Raw genomic sequence first — 13,594 nt, forward strand, 5'->3', positions numbered from 1 at the left:
GACACCACTTCGGCATCCGCTCAGGGGTGGTCTTCGAATCCATACCGGCAAAGATCTTTCAGCAATTCGATCTTCTCTCTGTGGAGGTGATGAACTTTACTATCCCCATCATCGCATCGTGATTATTAAGTTCGTTGGTGGAATTTATACTACTCATTAAGCAAATTGTCAAGCATATTTTTATGTTTGATATTTTTCCCGCTTTCTGTTAGAATTTACAAGAATTTAGAGACACTTCTTATTTAGGTGGGATATCAATGGCTAAAGCGGCAGACGATAAAGTGGTAATGACTCGGGACGGCTATGAAAAGCTGAAAGCGGAACTCGTTTCCCTCCGCGGTGACGGACGTGCGGAGATAGCCGCAAAACTCGAAGAGGCGCGCACTTTCGGCGATCTCAGCGAAAACGCGGAATACCACGCGGCAAAGGAAGAGCAGGAAAAGCTTGAGAACCGCGTGCTCCAGCTGGAGTACCAGCTCAGCAAGGCGCAGATAGTGGAGACCGCGGATATCGACACCAGCATCGTCAGCCTAGGCACTACGGTGACGCTCGCGGACCTCGATCTCAAAAAGACCTTCGTATATACGCTAGTGGGCACAGAAGAGGCGGACATTAAGGATAACCGCATCTCCGCGGCAAGCCCCGTCGGCAAGGCCGTGATGGGCAAACGCGCCGACGATGAGGTGATGGTTAGGACCCCCCGCGGCATCCGCCATCTCAAGGTCGTCAAGATTCAGCTGAAGTAGCGTTCCGAAAGAGAAAGACCAAGAGCCTGCGCGATAATTTCACGCAGGCTCTTTTCTCGTTTCAGGAATATTTTCTGATTCTCCTTATCCCCGGTCGATAGCGAATGAAAATCGGCTCACTTCGTCAAGAAACTCGCCGAAAGACAGGCCGTAGGCCTTCGCCGACTTCGGCACAAGGCTCGTCGCGGTCATTCCAGGCGCGGTATTGACCTCAAGAACGTAGAGGTCACCCTCCGGCGTGACGCGGAAATCAACACGGCTGTACGAACGGCAGCCAAGCGACCTGTGCGCTATCACGGCGAGGGCCGCCAACCTGTCGTTGGTCTCCGCCGAAAGGTCGGAGGGGCAGATATACTCCGTACAACCGGAAGTATATTTATTTTTGTAGTCATAGAAGCCGCTCCTCGGTTTGATGTGTATCGCAGGCAGCGCGAATATCCCTCCGCCGAGACTCTCCATCACCGGCACCGTAGCCTCTTCACCCTCGATGAACTCCTCGACGAGCGCCTTCGGCTCCGACTGCCAGGCAAGTTCCAGCGCCGCGCCGTATCCGGCGATATCGGAGAGGATGGTTACGCCGACGGTGCTTCCGCCGCCGTTCGGCTTCACGATTATCTTACCGTATCTGCGAAGATATTCCTCCGCCTGTCCGCGCCCCTCTTCCCCGCGCGTGGCGATGAAGCCGCTGGGTACCTGCAGGCCGGCGTTGGCAAAGATGAGCTTCGCGGCCGTCTTGTCCATCGAGAGCATACATGCCTCCGGACCGGAACCGGTATATGGGATGCCGAAGGCCTCCAGGACCGCCTGTATCCTTCCGTCCTCGCCCCAGCCGCCGTGGAGGGCGATAAAGACGCCGTCAGCCTTATAGCCGGGCCAGTTTTTGACAAATTCGCTTATGGAGGTGATATCGCAGAGTTCGGCCTCGTAACCGAAATCCGCAAGCGCTTTGGCGACAGCCGCCCCCGAGTTCAGCGAAACCTCGCGCTCCGGGCTCACGCCGCCGCACAATACGACTGCTTTCATGATCGTTGCTGCTTCCTCTCACTGTAAATTTTAAAAATCTTCCTTTACGCTCTCGTTGCTGTCCGAACCAAACTCAAGCTTATATTCCGGATAGGCGTTGATATAGAAGGTTAGGCCAAACTCTGTCTTATTTTTCTCATCTGATTTATTGTCGCGGTACCATATCTGCCACGTTATACAGTGCTTATCGTAGGTGAGGGTGTAACGAACAGACGATATCTTGTCGGCCTGCAGGTCATAGTTGCCGCTGACGGCAAAATTCCACTTTTCCCACGAGGCGCCCAGCGGCAGAGGAAAGGAAATGCTCTGGCTGAATGACTCGCTGTCAGAATAATTGTCCCACAGCATCGGGCTTCCTCCGTCCGCCCAGCGGCGGTAGTAGGTGCTCGCGAGGCTGAAGTCGCCGATCTTATAGCTGAAACCGAACCAGGCGTTGGTGACATCCTGCGTCCTGTCCTTATCATAATAGTCGTAGCGCGTATATCTCGCGCCGTAGAAAGGTTTGAATATCCACAGGGACCACTTCGGCTGCCCCTGGTATTCCGCTCCGTAGGCAAGGCGATCCGTCCACTCGCCGTCTTTGGAGAAGTTGTCGCTGTATTTTCCCAAAATGCCGAAGATACGGAACTGCCCGCCGGAGACCCCGTCTTTGAACCAGGGGGTATGCAGATAAAATTCAGGCTTGCGCCAGACGTCGTAGTCGACTGAGACGTCCGGTTCTATCTCGTTACCGACAAGGTCGCGCTCGGCCCACCAAAGTCTCGCTAGCCAGCCGTTTTTCTCATACAGCAGCCCCCACGCCGGACGCCAGAGGGTATCGTCCGTATCTTCATTGTAAAGATGCTTCGCTGAGGCAAAGAGGGACAACGAGTCCATTATCTCATAGTTGTAATTGAATCTTGCCTCCCAGATACCCTTGCTCCAGTAGAGGCCGGCGACGTCAAGCTCTCCTATGTCCCCCATATCGATGGGACCTTTTATACCGAAGCCCATACCCTTATTAGAACTGTAGCGGATTATCGGCATCAGGGCGTCGCGGTTTCTCTTGCTGTTTGCGATATAGTCGAAGGGATAGGCCATGATCAGCGTCTTGCCGATATAAAATTTCGGCTTTTTGATGACCGTGCGCTTACCAGGATAGACGACCACCTTTTTAGAGACAAGACGATAGTGCGGATTTGTGAAATCGCAGGTGGTCGATGTCACGCCGAGCCATTCGGCGACGTCCTCGGATTCGCTCTGCTTCTTCTTTTTTCTCGGCGCACGCACAATGCCAAGCTTGACGGCATCCTCTATCGGCATAAGCCGCACGGTACCGCCCTGCATGTACATCGCCTCGGACTTGCCCGAAACCTGAGTCAGCACGCCGCGGCGCGTCTCCATATTGTATTTTAGATGTTTGCCGGTAAACCTATCGCCGCCGGACATGATTACGACGTTCTCACGGTGGTCGGAGTAGGCGTCCACTATATTTGTATCGGCGTCGTATTCGGCGTAGGGGGCGAAGAGGCGCACCTCTTTGTTTCTTACCTTAACGTTGCCCTCCGCCGTCGCGAGGCCGGTCTTTTCACTGTAGCTGATCTCATCCGCGTCAAGGAATACCTCGTTGGGCGGCTGTTTCGGCGTATCGTCCGCGCCCTCGGACGGTATGTACATCGGGGCCGGTTCGCCCTTGTCGTCGGCAAATGAGGGCGCCGCCTGCGTAAAAAAAATTGCCGCGCAGAAAAGGGCGACAAATAATCCCCTTCCGCCCCTCGTCAGCGATCGCTCCATGTTATAGTCCCTCCGTCTGTAAGCCGGCACTCGCCGCTTTTTGTATCATAGTATCCCTTTTTGCCGTCTATCACCATGCGTCCGTCTGTGAGCCTCACTCCGTCGTCGAAGTGCCACTTTTCGGCCGACGCCTCATATTTGACATTGCCCGACTTGAGGTTATATTCCTTGGCTGCCTCTTTCATCACGCCGTCGGCGCTGGTAAGCGATAGATCGTTGTTTTCGCGGGTAAAGGTCCCGTTGTCGGCGTAAATGTGCGTCACCTTGCCGGTTGGGTCCGTGATCGTCACGTCCATGGAGCTTCCGTAGACGATACCGTCTTTGTGTTCAACGCGCGGCGAGACCAGTTTCCATTTTTTTCCGCTGATCATCCGCTCAATTTCTATATTCTCCACCACCAGATCGGGGATCGGTATCTTGTTCATGGCGCTGAGATGGAGGTCGCGCCAAAGATAAAATGCCCCGACGGCGATCATGAGGATCACCGTCAGGACGGTAAATTTCTTGCGGGATATTTTTCCTTTTAGCACAATCTAACCCTTCTCTAGTTAAGAGGCGCGGACTGAGTCCCCTGCGGTGCGGAATCCTCCGTCTGCGTGATCGGCGTTATCTGCTGCGGTATCTTATATCCGGAAACCATAACGTTATCTACGGTCTGAACGTAGAAGAGGGTACCCTCTTTCAGCTGCTTGTCGTTGCCGCGGATGAGAAATCCTCCGGCAAGGCCGACCGGTCCCAGCAGCAGCGCGCCGCCGAAGCTCGCGCCCGCGGCTCCGATGATGCCGCTGTCTACATCCATCGCCTTTTTAGCGGCTTCGCCGAGATTGACCGGAACCACGGAGGGACCTAGCACCTCTACGCTGTCTATCCGCATCTCTATCTCGGAGGAACGGCCGAAGCTGCGCGGCGGTTTGACCTTTGTAATATGGCCGAATACGCGGCTGCCCTTTGGCGCGACAAGTACGTCTCCAACGACGATCTGCTCGTTGAGACCGAGGATGATGATGTCATTGACCTTGACGTTCCGTACAGTAAGTGTGTCAAGCAGCGTGCCCTTGACGATGGTCTCCTTCGGCAGTTCAAACTGCACGGCGGCAATACCGTCTGGAAGCAGTCTGGTCAGAAGACGTTCCACGCGTGAAACGAGCGGACCGGCCTGGATCGCCCCCTCAAGTACGCCCTCCATCGAGTCGACGCGCTTGGACAGCGACCAGGTGGGATGTATCTGCTGTTCTATGCCCCATTCGGCGACGGAGAGCTTAAACAGCAGCGAGGGCTGGGTACCGGTCCCCTTCTCGAGGAAATCTATCAGCGCCGTCTGGCGTTCGGTCAGGCTTCCGGGAAGCTCCCTGCCAAAGACAGTTTTCTCTACGTCGTTGAGCCTGTTCAGGAGACCTCCGTCGCGGGGCCGTCCGTAGACGATCGTCTCTATTCTTTCAAGCATCTGAAAAGCGGGGGCGGTGTTAAGCGGTTGAACGATCGTATTCTGCGTACCGGTAGATACGGTGGCCGGAGCCTGCGCAGTGGACGCGGGTGCAGCCGCCGGGACCGCGGACGGCTCGGTGGCCGCCGCCGTATTGGCCGGTGCCGTGGCGGCGGCCGGCGCCGTCACCGGGGTCGTATCAGTTGCCGCGAATGCCGCCGCGGCGGATAGGATGATGCTCACAGCCATAGATATGGCCAGCATACTTTTTTTCTTCATTATTTTGCCTCCTTTTTTAGCTTTTTCTGCCTGTCAAGCGCCGCCGCGATAAAATCCTTAAAGAGCGGGTGCGGCTTGACGGGACGAGAAAGGAACTCGGGGTGGAACTGAACTCCGATCATCCATGGATGATTGACGTTCTCCATAATCTCTACCTGTCCGCCGGTCGGGCAGATTCCTGCCACTTTCATTCCGGCGTCGTCAAACTCTTTGATATATTTGTTGTTGAATTCAAAGCGGTGGCGGTGACGCTCCTCTATTTCGTTGGTGCCGTATATCCGCTCAGCCTTGGAGCCGGCGCTGATATTACAGGGATAGGCTCCGAGTCTTGAGGTGCCGCCGATGTCTTTGACATTTTTCTGCTCTTCCATCAGGTAAATGACGGGATCGGGCGTATCCTCGTCCATCTCCAGGCTGTTCGCCATTTTGAGTCCCAGCACGTCGCGCGCGAATTCGATGACGGCGACCTGCATGCCAAGGCAGAGGCCGAAATAGGGTATTCCATTTTCGCGGGCGTACTTAGCCGCGGCGATCATGCCCTCGACTCCGCGCTGGCCAAAGCCTCCGGGGACCAGTATCGCGTCGGCGCCGCCAAGTATCTCTTCGACATTGCCGTTTTCAAGGTCGCCCGACTCAACGGGAAACATCTTTACCTTAACGCCGTTGGCGATGCCGGCGTGTGAGACCGCCTCATTAACGCTGAGATAGGCGTCCTTCATCTCCGTATACTTTCCAACCAGCGCGACGACGATCTCTCCCTTAAGGGTGTCGTGCTTGTGGAGGAATTCTTTCCAGTCCTTCATATCAGGGGCCTTCTGCGTCGGCATGCCGAGCTTTCTCAGCACGAGGTTGTCAAACTTCTGCAAATGAAGCACTATGGGGATTCTGTAGATCGAATCGGAATCTATCGCCTCAAAGACCGCATCGGCGGGGACGCTGCAAAAGAGGCCGATCTTCTCTCTGAGATCCGGCCCCACTGGATACTGCGAACGGCAGACGATGACGTCTGGCTGTATACCGATACGGCGCAGCTCGTTGACGCTGTGCTGGGTAGGTTTGGTCTTGAGCTCGCCTGAGGCCGCGATATAGGGAACGAGGGTGACATGGCAGTAAAGGATGTTTTCCCGACCGACGCGTCCGGCGAACTGGCGTATCGCCTCAAGATATGGAAGGCCCTCAATGTCGCCGACCGTACCGCCGATTTCGGCAATGACGACGTCATTACCGGCGCCGACATGTTCGATCCGGTCCTGTATTTCGTTCGTGATATGCGGTATGACCTGCACTGTGGCGCCGTTATAGCCTCCCGCGCGCTCGCGCTGGATCACGGAGGAGTAAACTTTGCCCGTGGTACAGCTGTTCTCGCCCAGGATCGCCTCATCTATAAAGCGCTCATAATGCCCGAGATCAAGATCCGTCTCCGCGCCGTCACAGGTCACAAAGACCTCGCCATGCTGGAAGGGACTCATAGCCCCCGCGTCGACGTTGATATAGGGGTCCATCTTTATGATGCTCACCCTGTAACCGCGGCGCTTCAGCAATACGCCGAGCGACGCGGCGGTGATCCCTTTTCCAAGAGAAGAAACTACCCCGCCGGTGACAAAAATATACTTAGTCATAGAATTCAAAACGCCCCTTTACGCATATCTGAAATTTATCAATATCTGTCCAGTCTATCTGAGATGTCTAAGCGGATTCTGCGGCGTACCGTTGACCCGGACCTCAAAGTGCACGTGGTTTCCCGTAGAACGTCCGGTGCTGCCCACGAGGGCGATCGTCTGTCCCTGGGACACCCTCATGCCCTTCTGCGCGATAAGCTTGCTGCAGTGGCCGTAGAGCGTAGTCAGCCCCTTTGAATGGGATATGACGACCGCCTTGCCGTATCCGCCCATCCAGCCGGAATGAACGACCACGCCGGAGGCACCGGCTTTGATCTCCGTGCCGCGAGGGGCGCGTATGTCAAGCCCCGAATGGAATACACGGCGTCTGCCGAACGGACTCTTGCGCCATCCAAACGGACTTGATATCTGTCCAAGTACAGGCCAGCGAAAACCTCTGACGCTGCCGCTCGAAATTTTTACCGTAGCGGTGCGGACACGGCCATTTTTATTCGTCGCGATATGCACTTCAGTGACAGCGACCAGCTTTCCGCCGGGCAGGAATATCTCGCTGCCGGCGACCAGCGATTCGCTCTTCATCGCGTTGGCAATCAGGACCGACTCCTTTGTCGAACCGTACTTATCTGCAAGCTTGGCGAGGGTGTCCCTCTTCGCCACCTTGACAAAGATACCGTCCTGATTCGGTATGCGCAGAGCCATTCCCAGTTTAAGGCGGTTTATATTTCCGCCTAGAACCTTCTGGTTCGACCCTACGAGCGTATCAACGTCCAGGTTGAATTTATCCGATATTCCCCAAAGCGTGTCTCCCTCTTTGACAATATACTCGGATGTCTCAAGCAGCTTTCCCTTCTTCGCGATGGCCAGCTCCTCTTTCTGTAGCTTCCTGACAAAGAGCAGCGTCGCGGTTACGTCGTTATGGCTGTCCGGAACATAGAGCACCTCGGCGGGATTCGGCTTTTCATTTTTCCGCAGACCGTTAGCCTGACGCAGGTCCTCTTCACTGATGCCGAACTCATCGGCGATAGACTTCAAAGTATCGCCGGGCTCAAGAACGACCTCGGTCCAGTGGATATCCTCGTCTAGGACGCTCTGGTCGGAGCTGGAGATGCGCCCGTCATTCTTCGAGAGTATGCCGTAAAGCTTAAGCTCCTCATCGGTGAGCGTCGGGATACTTGGAAGCGGCCCGATCGCCAGCGGCACTATCTCAGTCTCCTCCTCGGCGGCAGCCGCCGGAGCGGCTCCTGTATTGTTGAGGAAGTCAGAGACGTCCACAGTAAAGAAGCCCCGGTTGTCTTCGGGGCGTTCCATCACAAATTCGCTGTCAAGGCCGATCCAGTACATGCCTGTATGCTCCGCCGCTTTGGCGGCGAAGACGACGGCGCTTCCAACCGCAGCCATCAAAAAGATGATGAGGCAAAGAGTCTTCCGTCGTTTTGTTTTACGTATATCATCTCCGGCTTTCATCGATTCACCTCTTACGATTGTCGTCGCTCGAAAAAGTCAGTTTCTAGCCAGCCTTTATTGTAGCAAGAAAATCACGATTCGTGGGCGTGTTTCTTAATTTATCAAGGATAAGATTTAGAACTTCCGCCTCGTCCATATTTGCGATCTTCCTGCGGAGGCCCCAGATGCGCTGCAGATCGCCCTCGGGCACCATAAGCTCCTCTTTGCGCGTTCCTGAACGTGTGATATCGAGGGCCGGGAAGATGCGCTGCTCGGATATCTTCCGCGAGAGGTGGACCTCCATGTTGCCAGTTCCTTTGAATTCTTCATAAATCACGTCGTCCATACGGCTGCCGGTCTCAACCAGCGAGGTACCGATGATCGTCAGACTGCCGCCGTTTTCTATGTTGCGTGCGGTGCCGAAGAACTTCTTCGGGAAGTAGAGCGCAGCGGGGTCCATACCGCCGGAGAGCGTGCGTCCCGACGGAGGAACGATAAGGTTTGAGGCGCGGGCAAGTCTTGTGATCGAATCAAGCAGCAGCACGACGTCCTTCGAGACCTCCACGAGACGCTTCGCCTTTTCAAGGGCCAGCCCTGCGACGCGGAGATGCTCCTCCGCGGGGCGGTCAAAGGTGGAGGCGATGATCTCGCCGTCCACAGAACGCGCCATATCGGTGACCTCTTCGGGGCGTTCGTCGATGAGCAGCACCATAAGTATCACTTCGGGATGGTTTGTCGTTATCGAATGTGCGAGGTTTTTGAGGAGGGTCGTCTTTCCGGCCTTCGGCGGAGAAACGATCAGAGCGCGCTGTCCTTTACCGATCGGCGCAAATATATCGACGATACGCGTGGCTATCTGTTTGCGGTCCGTCTCCAGCTCAAGTTTTTCGGTGGGGAATATCGGCGTCAGCGCCTCAAAGTGCGGGCGGCGGCGCGCCTCCTCAGGGTCGGTGAAGTTCACGTTCTCCACGCGGAGCAGCGCCTCATAATGCTCCTGGTCCTTCGGGGGACGGATGATGCCCCAGACCACATCGCCGTTGCGCAGACCGAAACGTCTTATCTGCGATGCAGACACATATATATCGTTGCTGCTCGGGAGGAGTCCGGAGGGACGCAGGAATCCGTATCCCTCGCTCATGCACTCAAGGGTGCCGCCGTTGAAGCGGTAACCGAGGGCCTCCGCCTGCGTCTTCAGGATGTCGTTGATTAGATCGTCCTTGCGGCGTGTAGTTATCAAGGTCACGCCGATCTCTTTTGCGATCTTGCGCAGCTCGGCGAGAGTCTGTCCGGCAAGCTGGTTGAATCCCAATTTGGGATGCTGGTGGCGTATCTGTCCTCTGTCGTTCTTCTGCGGGTCTACTACGGGGAGGTTTCTGTTTTCCGTGGCGTTTTCGTCGCATACTTCGGCCCCGTCCTCTGTTTCCGAGGCGGCCTCTATCTCTTTTTCAAGTGCAATCTCTTCATTTTTCTCTTCCGGAGTTTCATCGGCGCAGGGTTCGCTGTCAGCAGCCTGCGCAAGCTGAACGGCGTCAGGGGTGATCTCATCATCCGCGACGGCCTTGGCCGGCTCCGCAGCTTCTCCGGAGGACGCTTCCGCCTGCGGCGGCTCCGCCACTTCGACTGTCTCTTTTACAGGGGCCTCCGACTCTTTTTTCGGAGCGCGCCTGGTTCTTTTGACCGCCTTTTTATCTTCCTGTTCGGTGGAGGCATCTTTCTCCTCCTCTGGGAAGAGCGTGCCTGTCGCCTCGGCGACGGCCTTCTTTCTGCCGCGGCGGCTCTTTTTTTCCTCCGCTGCAGGTTGTTCCTGGACTTCCGGCACTTCAGTCACGGTTTCCTCTTCGTTCTTTTTCCTGACGTAAGTCCTCTTTTTACGAACAGGCGTCTCTTCCGGCGCTTCGGGGGCCGACCCTTTTATCTCTGCGGTGCTTTCAGCATTTTCAGCGGTTTCACCCCTCTTCGAGGCGGCGCGCCGTCTTACGGCAGCCTTCGGTTCATCTGTGGGTTCTATCTTTTTCCTTGGCAATTCATTAGCCTCCGTTTAATATGAAGAATAAAATATTAATTCTTTCGTATGATTTCAAATTCCAGTTCGCTCAGCCGTTTTGTGGGTGATGATATCGTTACGCGGTACTTTCCGACTGGAAGGGGCGTGCCCTCTTCACGCAGCAGATAGAACGCTCTGACTCCGTCCTTAGTCATCAATTTCAGAGGTTCGGACAAGACCAAGTCTTTTCCGTAATACCATGAAACTTCCAAATGATTCCCTTCCGATGCGAAGGAATATTGAAACCACAGGCAGACCTGACGTGTTCCGTATTGAATGGTGTTCATCACTTTATGGGGAAGCCTGTTGCGGTCGAGTTCCACACAGACAACGGCTTTATCTATGCGGAAGGTACTTCCCAAGAGACCTGACTTGAGACTAACTACAATTAACGCTACCAGTATTATGACCGCCACACCGAGCAGTATCAACTGCCTTTTACCGGAACTCTTTGGGTAATTTTGATCCATCTGTTCCACCAGTCTCTGATTTATTATTTTATCATGAGTTTGTAGGAAAATATATATATTTTCTTCCGTAAAACACAAAAATCTCTACAAAAATAGGATATCTTACTAAATACGCGGCCTCAATCGGGAGAATAAAGCGCCCAGAGCTCTTTAAGCGAAGATATGATCTTATCCTGCGTCGTTATATCGAACCCATCGACTGTGAGTTCGGGGAGGCGGCTGATACCGTCCACAGCTCCCAGCCCATTCACAGCCTTCAGCATCGCCAGCTCATCTCCCGCCTCCGGTCCGCGCCAGCTTCCCCACATAAAAGAGAGCGCCGCGGCCAGCGCATAGGCCCCCCAGTTGCTGACGTCCACGGCGAGCGCGTAATCCGTCCGCACCGTGCAGAGACATGAGGCGTAGGCGGGCAGCAGCCTTTTAAGCTCCTCATGGAAGTTTCCCATGCCGACCTCGTTGCCCCCGTCGCCGATGCCAAGCGTCGGGATGCCGCGTTTCTTCGCCTCCGCGGCCAATTCGTCAAGCGGCGGCGTCCACTCCGAGATATCTATCTTACGGAAGTTGTAATAGCCGCCGTCCTCCGCGCGCCCCAGCCGTTCTGTGAAAATCAGTCCGTCCGGAGACCCGTCCGCAAGCCGCGGCGGCGCGACCCTCACCAGCCGCTCGGGATACTCCGCGGCGGTGGCGGCGGCGCGCATCACCGAAAGACAGAGATCGTCGGTCCATATCTCAGACTCACGTCCCTCACGTAAAAAGGCGCGCGCGAGCATCACCGCGCCGCCGGGACCGTCCGTCTCCGGAGCGTCGGCCCCCGGAATATAAAACCCCGAGACGACCGCCACCATTTTCAGGGGAGCGAAGGCCGCTGCCGCCCTCTGCCATTCGTCCGGGCGGCAAAGTTTGGAGACGCCGCGCCCTCCTCGGTCACGTGAAACAAGCGATATGAGCTTTTTAGCATAGGCTTCCGGTAGAACCATATCTGCGGTCACGGTATCTCCTCCATTTGATAACGGTCAAATGCGGTGCGGTGAACTGCCGCCACGTTATTTCCGGCGGCAGACGGGCGTCGTCAAATATCTAAATACTCAGTGTCTCCACCAGACGCAGCATATCCGAGTCAAGCGGGTGGTGCTGCGTCCACGCCGTTTCCAGCGGCACGGTCACAATCTCGTCCTTAGTCCTCCCCACCATCATGCCGCGTTTGCCGTCGATCAGCGCCTCCACGGCCGCCGCTCCCAGGCGTGAGGCGAGAACGGTGTCAAAGCAGGAGGGCGCGCCGCCGCGCTGCAGATGTCCGAGGACGACTATCCGCGGGTCATAATCGCAGTGCCCCTTCAATTTCTCCGCCAGCTCCGAGGCAGACATGACCCCCTCGGCAAGGACGATCAGCGAATGCGTTTTGCCGCGCTGCTTGGCGTAATGTATCTTATTCGCGATCGCCTCCAGGTCCACCGGCAGCTCGGGAATCAGCACGAACTCCGCGCCGCAGGCCACTCCCGTCTCCAGCGCGAGAAAACCGGCGTGCCGTCCCATCACCTCGACGATAAACATCCGGTCGTGACTTGAGGCGGTGTCGCGCAGCTTGCTGATACATTCCAGAGCGGTGTTGCAGGCCGTATCGAATCCGATGGTGCAGTCGGTGCCGGCCATATCGTTGTCTATCGTGCCGGGGACTCCCACCACATGGACGCCGCGGTCGTGAAGTTCCTTCGCTCCGCGGAAAGAGCCGTCGCCGCCGATCACCACCAGCGCGTCTATGTCATTCTCCCGCAGCTTGGAAATGCCTGCGTTAATCCCCTCCGGCCTCATAAAGGCCGGACAGCGCGCGGTACGAAGCATCGTCCCGCCGTGCAGCAAGATCCCGCCGACGGAGCTGCGCGTCAAGGGGACAAAGTCCCCTTCAAGCAGTCCCTCATAACCGCGGCGTATGCCTACGACCTGCAGTCCATGAAATAAAGCCGTGCGCGTGACGGCGCGTATTGAGGCGTTCATCCCCGGCGCGTCGCCACCGCTTGTCAAAACCCCGATTCTGCGAAGCATATTTTGTCCCCCTTGTCCTGCTCTCTCAGCCTATTTTTCATCCTCTATTATTATGCACGCCCTATTATAACAAACTTTGCTCATAACCAATATTCCCCATCTTCCGGCCACGCTCCAGGATGTTCAGGGGAGGAAACCCGCTGCGTCCAGACGAGGACCGCCTTTACCTCGGCTCCCGCCCTTTGCAGCGCGAACTTCGCCGCGCACACGGTGCCGCCGGTCGTATATACGTCGTCCACAAGAACGGCGCTTTTTCCCGTGAGCTCCGGCGAAGCCACGAAAGAATCGAAGCTCAGCGCCCGGCGCGCTCTGCCCCGCTTCTCCGTCTGCGCTCCGCTGCCGGCGCGCCATTTGAGCAGCCTCGTGCCGACCGGCGTCCCCCACCGCGAGGATATTCCGCGCGCGATCAGCTCCGTCTGGTTGAAGGCGCGGCGGCTGTCCGCGTGAAGCGGCAGCGGGATCAGCAAGTCAGCCTCCTGCCGTGGAAACAGCCTCCCCATCTCTCGCCCGATCGCCTCTCCGAGCGGCCTCATATTCTTATACTTCAAGGCTAAAATAAAGCTGCGCGCGTCTCCGTCATGGATGGCGGCAGCGTAACATGGCACGCTGTCATAACAGCATTCGACGCCGTAGGCACCGCCGCAGTCGGCGCAGAAGGGCGGCAGCGCCTCTTTCGCCGCGCCACTCAGACAGTCTGGGCAGTACGGCACGGCAAGCCGTCCACAGGCCGGACA

Annotated in this window: 12 protein-coding genes; 1 reads left to right on the top strand and 11 read right to left on the bottom strand. The window is 56.3% G+C overall.

The window, feature by feature from the left end; all coding sequences use genetic code 11:
* The first annotated feature begins 257 nt into the window (after nucleotides 1–257).
* Nucleotides 258–746, top strand: coding sequence for a transcription elongation factor GreA (gene greA / locus LIO98_RS11695; RefSeq protein WP_291957268.1), 489 nt, complete (start codon nucleotides 258–260; stop codon nucleotides 744–746).
* An 84-nt stretch (nucleotides 747–830) separates the two neighbouring features.
* Here the strand turns inward: greA and LIO98_RS11700 are convergent, their stop codons facing one another.
* The 11 genes from LIO98_RS11700 to LIO98_RS11750 form a co-directional block, all read right to left on the bottom strand.
* Nucleotides 831–1,769 (bottom strand): D-alanine--D-alanine ligase, encoded by a 939-nt coding sequence (locus LIO98_RS11700; RefSeq protein ID WP_291957271.1) that lies wholly within the window; start codon nucleotides 1,767–1,769, stop codon nucleotides 831–833.
* 30 nt (nucleotides 1,770–1,799) lie between these two features.
* Nucleotides 1,800–3,542, bottom strand: a complete 1,743-nt coding sequence (locus LIO98_RS11705) for a hypothetical protein (RefSeq protein ID WP_291957274.1) — start codon at nucleotides 3,540–3,542, stop codon at nucleotides 1,800–1,802.
* Complete coding sequence (lptC, locus tag LIO98_RS11710) at nucleotides 3,527–4,072, bottom strand: LPS export ABC transporter periplasmic protein LptC (RefSeq protein WP_291957277.1); 546 nt, start codon at nucleotides 4,070–4,072, stop codon at nucleotides 3,527–3,529. The genes LIO98_RS11705 and lptC overlap by 16 nt, the downstream gene beginning before the upstream one ends.
* Before the next feature lie 14 nt (nucleotides 4,073–4,086).
* Nucleotides 4,087–5,244, bottom strand: coding sequence for a hypothetical protein (locus LIO98_RS11715; RefSeq protein ID WP_291957280.1), 1,158 nt, complete (start codon nucleotides 5,242–5,244; stop codon nucleotides 4,087–4,089).
* On the bottom strand, nucleotides 5,244–6,863 hold the full coding sequence (locus LIO98_RS11720) for a CTP synthase (RefSeq protein ID WP_291957282.1): 1,620 nt from the start codon (nucleotides 6,861–6,863) through the stop codon (nucleotides 5,244–5,246). Before LIO98_RS11720 ends, LIO98_RS11715 begins: the two co-directional genes overlap by 1 nt.
* Before the next feature lie 54 nt (nucleotides 6,864–6,917).
* Nucleotides 6,918–8,327: a LysM peptidoglycan-binding domain-containing M23 family metallopeptidase gene (locus tag LIO98_RS11725; RefSeq protein ID WP_291957285.1), complete on the bottom strand. Its 1,410-nt coding sequence runs from the start codon at nucleotides 8,325–8,327 to the stop codon at nucleotides 6,918–6,920.
* A gap of 43 nt (nucleotides 8,328–8,370) precedes the next feature.
* Nucleotides 8,371–9,615: a transcription termination factor Rho gene (gene rho / locus LIO98_RS11730; RefSeq protein ID WP_291957369.1), complete on the bottom strand. Its 1,245-nt coding sequence runs from the start codon at nucleotides 9,613–9,615 to the stop codon at nucleotides 8,371–8,373.
* A gap of 749 nt (nucleotides 9,616–10,364) precedes the next feature.
* Nucleotides 10,365–10,829, bottom strand: coding sequence for a hypothetical protein (locus LIO98_RS11735; RefSeq protein WP_291957287.1), 465 nt, complete (start codon nucleotides 10,827–10,829; stop codon nucleotides 10,365–10,367).
* Nucleotides 10,830–10,939: 110 nt separating this feature from the next.
* Complete coding sequence (locus tag LIO98_RS11740) at nucleotides 10,940–11,797, bottom strand: DUF4392 domain-containing protein (RefSeq protein WP_291957288.1); 858 nt, start codon at nucleotides 11,795–11,797, stop codon at nucleotides 10,940–10,942.
* Nucleotides 11,798–11,897: 100 nt separating this feature from the next.
* Complete coding sequence (gene pfkA / locus LIO98_RS11745; RefSeq protein ID WP_291957290.1) at nucleotides 11,898–12,860, bottom strand: 6-phosphofructokinase; 963 nt, start codon at nucleotides 12,858–12,860, stop codon at nucleotides 11,898–11,900.
* Nucleotides 12,861–12,940: 80 nt separating this feature from the next.
* The gene (locus LIO98_RS11750; protein ID WP_291957292.1) at nucleotides 12,941–13,570 is read right to left on the bottom strand and encodes a phosphoribosyltransferase family protein; all 630 of its coding nucleotides are present in this window, start codon (nucleotides 13,568–13,570) and stop codon (nucleotides 12,941–12,943) included.
* Nucleotides 13,571–13,594: the final 24 nt, after the last annotated feature.

The organism is Cloacibacillus sp., assembly GCF_020860125.1.
Classification (GTDB): Bacteria; Synergistota; Synergistia; order Synergistales; family Synergistaceae; genus Cloacibacillus.

Coding starts and splice junctions, on each gene's coding strand:
- greA (WP_291957268.1), top strand. CDS start 258: ATGGCTAAAGCGGCAGACGATAAAGTGGTAATGACTCGGGACGGCTAT.
- LIO98_RS11700 (WP_291957271.1), bottom strand. CDS start 1,769: ATGAAAGCAGTCGTATTGTGCGGCGGCGTGAGCCCGGAGCGCGAGGTT.
- LIO98_RS11705 (WP_291957274.1), bottom strand. CDS start 3,542: ATGGAGCGATCGCTGACGAGGGGCGGAAGGGGATTATTTGTCGCCCTT.
- LIO98_RS11715 (WP_291957280.1), bottom strand. CDS start 5,244: ATGAAGAAAAAAAGTATGCTGGCCATATCTATGGCTGTGAGCATCATC.
- LIO98_RS11720 (WP_291957282.1), bottom strand. CDS start 6,863: ATGACTAAGTATATTTTTGTCACCGGCGGGGTAGTTTCTTCTCTTGGA.
- LIO98_RS11725 (WP_291957285.1), bottom strand. CDS start 8,327: ATGAAAGCCGGAGATGATATACGTAAAACAAAACGACGGAAGACTCTT.
- LIO98_RS11740 (WP_291957288.1), bottom strand. CDS start 11,797: ATGGTTCTACCGGAAGCCTATGCTAAAAAGCTCATATCGCTTGTTTCA.
- pfkA (WP_291957290.1), bottom strand. CDS start 12,860: ATGCTTCGCAGAATCGGGGTTTTGACAAGCGGTGGCGACGCGCCGGGG.